Source organism: Pelagibius litoralis, assembly GCF_011683915.1.
GTDB classification, from domain to species: domain Bacteria; phylum Pseudomonadota; class Alphaproteobacteria; order Kiloniellales; family Kiloniellaceae; genus Pelagibius; species Pelagibius litoralis.
Genome location: NZ_JAAQPH010000057.1, coordinates 1 through 1,277, shown reverse-complemented (window position 1 = coordinate 1,277; position 1,277 = coordinate 1). Strand labels below are relative to the sequence as shown.

The following is a 1,277-nucleotide window of genomic DNA, read 5'->3' as shown; positions in this document are numbered from 1 at the left end:
CCCACTGGTGTCCGGTTAAGACTAGGCCCACTGGAGGACCATCTGATCGGGGTTGATCGGAGGCTCTGGATCGGACTGGATCAGGCGGTCGATGCGCTTTCGGTGCATGAGATTGGCGCGGACGAGGCGGGCGAAGGCGAGCGGTCTTTTGATGGCCGTCTGGGCGGCTTGGGCCAGGCGCAACAACAAGAAGGCGATCAGGGCGACGGCGATCTGTATGCGCACGGCGTTCTCGCTGGTGCCGAGAAAGTGGCGGATTTTGAGGGTCTGCTTGACCCAGCGGAAGAACAGCTCGATGGCCCAGCGCCGCTTGTAGATGTCGGCGATTTCCTGGGCGGAAGCATCGAGGTCGTTGCAGAGGATGCGCAGCACCTTGCCGGTTGCGATTGTGACCCGCACCTCGCGAACGGGATCGCTGAAGGGGTTCTTGCGGCTCTTGGCCTGGCGCTGGGGCAGCAGGCCGACACGATCGGAGAGGATGTTGGTGGCGTCCTCGGGCACTTTCAGCTCGGCGCTCACCCTCAGCGCGGTGTTGGACTTGAAGCGGGTGACGATGCGGCAACCGGCGGCGTCGAGCTTGGCCCACCAGCGGTAATCGTAATAGCCGAGGTCGAAGACGTAGGTGGCGCCCGCCTCGATGGGCATGGCCTGGGCGGCGGTGATGTCGTTGGTCTTGGCCGCGGTGACGGCTGCGTAGATCGGCTGATCGGCGCCGGCATCATAGACGACGTGGACCTTGGCGCCGCAGGCCTTGGCCGAGAAGCGCGCCCACTCGCAGCCCAAGCCACTCAGGCGCAGGCCGGTGGAATCGATCAGATAGACGGCGTCGCCGACGGCGCGGCGCAGTCCACGCTGCGTCCGGGCCACCATCACGGCGAACAGCTCGCTGAACACCGCGCTCGCGCGCACGGCGTTGGCGTCGGCCAGCGTCGAGCGCGACACCGGGCGCGTGCCGACGTGGTAGAGCCTCAGCGCATGGCTCTCCAGGCCGCCGACGATCTCGCGCAGGCTCGCCGCCCCGGAGAACTGCCCATACAACAAGGCGGCCAACTGGCTCTTGGTCGAAAGCCGCCGAACGCGGTAGTCGGCCCCGTGCTCGGCCACCAAACGCTCAAACGCGTCCCACGGAACCCGCTTTAGAAGATCATGGAAAACGCTATTGTGGTGGCGCACGGTGTTGTTCCTTTCTCGTGTCCCAGGACGTCGCCAAACGCTTGGACACCAGTAGAATCAACACCGTGCGCTCAGTCCACCAAATCTAAACCGGACACCAGTGG

At 65.0% G+C, this 1,277-nt stretch carries 1 protein-coding gene; it reads right to left on the bottom strand.

Annotated elements, in window-relative coordinates:
* Positions 1-21: 21 nt before the first annotated feature.
* On the bottom strand, positions 22-1,173 hold the full coding sequence (locus HBA54_RS28580) for an IS4 family transposase (protein WP_167232135.1): 1,152 nt from the start codon (positions 1,171-1,173) through the stop codon (positions 22-24).
* Positions 1,174-1,277: the final 104 nt, after the last annotated feature.